Source organism: Mesorhizobium sp. M4B.F.Ca.ET.089.01.1.1 (genome assembly GCF_004022605.1).
GTDB lineage: Bacteria > Pseudomonadota > Alphaproteobacteria > Rhizobiales > Rhizobiaceae > Mesorhizobium > Mesorhizobium abyssinicae.
The window spans coordinates 1-3,729 of record NZ_RZOS01000505.1; the positions used below are offsets into that span (position 1 = coordinate 1).

2 protein-coding genes are annotated in these 3,729 nt (G+C 64.2%); both read right to left on the reverse strand.

Annotated elements, in window-relative coordinates:
- Positions 1–90 precede the first annotated feature (90 nt).
- A complete protein-coding gene (gene glgB, locus EN780_RS29490; protein WP_128276051.1) occupies positions 91–2,304 on the reverse strand; it encodes a 1,4-alpha-glucan branching protein GlgB in 2,214 nt (737 codons plus the stop codon).
- 148 nt (positions 2,305–2,452) lie between these two features.
- A partial coding sequence (gene glgP / locus EN780_RS29495; RefSeq protein WP_128276052.1) for a glycogen/starch/alpha-glucan family phosphorylase occupies positions 2,453–3,729 on the reverse strand: 1,277 nt, incomplete at its 5' end.

The following is a 3,729-nucleotide window of genomic DNA, read 5'->3' on the forward strand; positions in this document are numbered from 1 at the left end:
GCACGTAGGCCATGGCATCACGTGCCAACGGCTGGGTTCTTTTCAAGTCTGCCATTTTTACCCTCCCAAATTACCAGTGTGCGGCATCGTTCAGTCCGGGACAAATTCGAGCATGATCGTCGATAGCGGCGGCAAAAGCATCGTCGCCGATATGCCTCCACCTTCCGCCCTGGCCTCGACCACGCCGCCATTGCCCTTGCCCGAACCGCCATAGGCCGAAGCGTCTGTGTTGATGATCTCGCGCCATTTGCCGGCCTTCGGCAGTGGCACGCGGTAATTTTCCCGCGGCACCGGCGTGAAGTTGGAGATGAGGGCGATCGGATTGCCGTCTGGCGCGCTGCGCAGCCAGGCGAACACCGAATTCTCGCTGTCGTCGACGATCAGCCAGGAAAAGCCCTCCGGTTCACAGTCGCGCGCATGCAGCGCCGGACGCGAGCGGTAGAGATAATTGAGGTCGCGCACTGTCTGCCAGATACCGCGATGCGGAGCGTGGTCAAGCAAGTCCCAGTCTAGGGCCCGCGCCTCGCTCCATTCGCGGCGCTGGGCGAATTCCTGGCCCATGAACAGGAGCTTCTTGCCGGGGTAACCCCACATGAAGGCGTAATAGGCGCGCAAGGTCGCGAATTTCTGCCAGTCGTCGCCGGCCATCTTGCCCAGCAGCGTGCCCTTGCCGTGCACGACCTCGTCATGGGAGAGCGGCAGCACGAAGTTCTCGGAGAAGGCGTAGACAAGTCCGAAGGTGATGTCGTTGTGGTGATGCTTGCGGTAGATCGGCTCCTTGGAGAAATACTCCAGCGTGTCGTGCATGAAGCCCATGTTCCACTTGAAGCCGAAGCCCAGCCCGCCCTCATGCACCGGCCGCGACACTTTCGGCCATGAGGTCGATTCCTCGGCGATCGTCACCACGCCGGGATGGTGGCCGTAGACCTCCTTGTTCATCTTCTGCAGGAAGGCGACTGCCTCGAGGTTTTCGCGTCCGCCCTTCTCGTTGGGGATCCATTCGCCGGCCTTGCGCGAATAGTCGAGGTAGAGCATCGAGGCCACCGCGTCGACGCGCAAACCGTCGACATGGTATTTCTCGGCCCAGAACAGCGCGTTGTTGACCAGGAACGACACCACCTCGCGGCGGCCGAAATTGTAGATCGCGGTGTTCCAGTCGGGGTGGAAGCCCTGGCGCGGATCCTCGTGCTCGTAGAGCGCAGTGCCGTCGAAGCGGGCGAGGCCATGCGCATCGACGGGAAAATGCGCCGGCACCCAGTCGAGGATGACGCCGATGCCGGCACGATGCGCGCCGTCGACGAAACGGGCAAAGCCGTCTGGATCGCCGAAACGGGCGGTCGGCGCGTAGAGGCCGGTGGTCTGGTAGCCCCAGGACGGGTCGTAAGGGTGCTCGGAGATCGGCAGGAATTCGATATGGGTGAAGCCTGTGTCGGCGACGTAGGGGATCAGCCGCGCGGCGAGTTCGTCCCAGCTCAGGAACGTGCCGTCGTCGCGAAGCTGCCAGGAGCCGGCGTGAACCTCGTAGATCGAGATCGCCTCGCGCCTGGGGTCGGCACTGCGCCAAAACGTACGGTGCGCCTCGTCGCCCCACTCATGCGCCATCGGCGGCGCCGTCACCGACGCGGTGGCCGGGCGCAGTTCCGACTCGAAGGCGAACGGGTCGGCCTTCAGCGGCAGGCGCACGCCGTCGGGGGCGATGATCTCGAACTTGTAGGGCTGGCCCGCGCCGATATCGGGGATGAACAGTTCCCAGATGCCGGTGTCGCGGCGGTCGCGCATCGTGTGCCGGCGCCCGTCCCATTCGTTGAATGCGCCCACCACCGAGACGCGCCGCGCATTGGGCGCCCAGACGGCGAAATGCACGCCGGTGGCGCCCTCATGGTCGATGACATGGGCGCCGAGCTTGTCGAAGAGCCTGAGATGCGAGCCCTCGGCGATATAGTAGTCGTCCAGCGGGCCGAGCACTGGGCCGAAGGAGTAAGGATCGGTCAGCCACCAGTCGCCGCCGGCATTCCTGGCGTGATAGCGCAGCGGCTGACGCTTCCTGAGCGTGAGCTTGCCCTCGAAGAAACCCGAATCGTCGCGTCGCGACAGCTCGCCCGCCGCCCTGCCGCTTAGCGTGTAGGCGGTGACGAACTCGGCGTTCGGCACGAAGCAGCGGGCAACAAAACCCTTGCCGGCCTCATGCACGCCGAGAACCGCGAAGGGATCGCCATGCGTGCCGGCGACAATCGCCGCGACATCGCCGGCTGGCGCCAGTCCGTCCGGCCCGCTCGTCGCAGCGGTCGCGCGCGGCTTCCTCATCAGGCGGTCGCCCTCCCTGGGCACTCGTATTCAAATACTAGCGGAGGTTTGACTTCGACATCTGCATCGCCGACTGGTCCTGGATCGGTCGCAAGTGTCAAACTCACTCCACTAGGGGCCACGTTGTTCGTGACCTCATGCAATCATATCAGACGGGCACGTTCCAGATTTCTTTCGCATATTGGCGGATCGTGCGATCGGAAGAGAACCAGCCGACGCGGGCGACGTTGCGGATGGCGCGCGCGTACCAGTCGGGGCTGTTGCGCCAGACGGTATCGACGTCGCGCTGGGTGGCCGCGTAAGTGTCGAAGTCGGCCGCCACCATGAACCAGTCGCTGTTGTAGAGGCCGTCGATCAATGCGCGGTAGCGCTGCGGATCGTCAGGCGAGAAGACGCCCGAGGAGATGGCAGCGAGTGCCTGCGAAAGTTCCGGCGAGCCTTCGATCACCGCGCGCGGATTGTAGCCGTTGTTGCGCCGCTCGGCGACCTCGGCGGTGGTCAGGCCGAAGATGAAGATGTTGTCGTCGCCGACGCATTCCTTGATCTCGACATTGGCGCCGTCCAGCGTGCCGATGGTCAGCGCGCCGTTCAGCGCGAACTTCATGTTGCCGGTGCCGGAGGCTTCCATGCCGGCGGTCGATATCTGCTCGGAAAGGTCCGCGGCCGGCATCAGCACTTCGGCCAGGCTGACATTGTAGTTCGGCACGAACACGACCTTGAGCAGGCCGCGCACCGCCGGATCGCGGTTGATGACCCTGGCGACGTCGTTGGCGAGTTTGATGATCAGCTTGGCGTTGTGGTAGCTCGGCGCCGCCTTGCCGCCGAAGAATTTTACGCGCGGCATCCAGTCGCGCTCGGGATGCGAGCGGATCTGGTCGTAGAGCGCGACGGCTTCCAGGATGTTGAGTAGCTGGCGCTTGTATTCGTGGATGCGCTTGACCTGGATGTCGAACAGCGCCGAGGGGTCGAGCTTGATGCCGAGCCGGTCGGCGACCAGGTTGGCGAGCCTCGACTTGTTCGCCCGCTTCACCGCCGCGAACTTCTCGCGGAAGGTGGCGTCGCCGGCAAAGGTGTCGAGCCCCTTGATGGCGTCGATATCGTCCAGGAAGCGGTCGCCGATCGCCTCGCGGGCAAGCGCGGTGAGGCCGGGATTGCACTGGATCAGCCAGCGCCGCGGCGTGATGCCGTTGGTCTTGTTGTTGATGCGGTCGGGATAGAGCTTGTGGAGGTCGGCGAACACCGTCTCCTTCATCAGCTCGGTGTGCAGCGCCGAGACGCCGTTGATCGAATGCGAGCCGACGAAGGCCAGATTGCCCATGCGCACGCGGCGGTCGCCATTCTCCTGGATCAGCGAGATGCGGCTGATCTGCTCGCCCGAGAACTTGTTGGTGGCGCGCGCCTCCAGAAGCACCTCGGCATTGATGG